At 63.8% G+C, this 756-nt stretch carries 1 protein-coding gene; it reads left to right on the top strand.

Translation table 11 applies throughout. From position 1 onward, the window contains the following. Positions 1–3: 3 nt before the first annotated feature. The coding region (gene urtC / locus ACXJKR_RS33965) for an urea ABC transporter permease subunit UrtC (RefSeq protein WP_457326608.1) at positions 4–756 on the top strand (753 nt) is incomplete at its 3' end.

Raw genomic sequence — 756 nt, 5'->3', positions numbered from 1 at the left:
ACGTTGCTCATCGCGGTGGCCCTCGTGCTGCTGTTCGTGCCCTTGCTGCACCTCGCTTTCCCGCCCGGCCACGCGCTGCACTTGAGCGAGTTCTACGTGGGCCTGCTCGGCAAGTTTCTTTGCTTTGCCATTTGTGCCCTGGCCTTGGACCTCATCTGGGGTTTCGGCGGCATCCTGTCGCTGGGCCATGGGCTTTTCTTTGCCCTGGGTGGCTATGGCATGGGCATGTATTTGATGCGCCAGATTGGCCGCGAAGGGCAGTACCAGTCGGACCTGCCGGACTTCATGGTCTTCCTGAACTGGAAGGAACTGCCCTGGCACTGGGCGCTCAGCGATTCGCTGGTGGGCCAGATCTTCCTGGCGTTGGCCGTGCCCGGCCTGCTGGCGGCGGTGTTCGGCTACTTCGCCTTCCGCTCGCGCATCCAGGGCGTGTATTTTTCCATCATCACGCAGGCGCTGACGGTGGCGGCCATGCTGCTGTTCTTCCGCAACGAGACGGGTTTTGGCGGCAACAATGGCTTCACCGACTTCAAGCGCCTGGCCGGCATGCCGCTGAACACGCCGGGCATGAAGGTCGGCCTGTGCGTGGCCAGCGGCGTGGCGCTGATTACTTGCTACCTGATCGCCCGGGCACTGACGAAAAGCCGCTGGGGCCGCATCCTGCAGGCCATCCGCGACGCCGAAGGTCGCGTGCGCTTCCTCGGCTATGACCCGGTCGCGTTCAAGCTCAGCGCCTACGTGATCTCGGCGGTCATG

This window comes from Roseateles sp. P5_E11 (assembly GCF_054049355.1).
The sequence above is the reverse complement of the archived record's forward strand: the minus strand, read 5'-3'. Positions and strand labels throughout refer to the sequence as shown.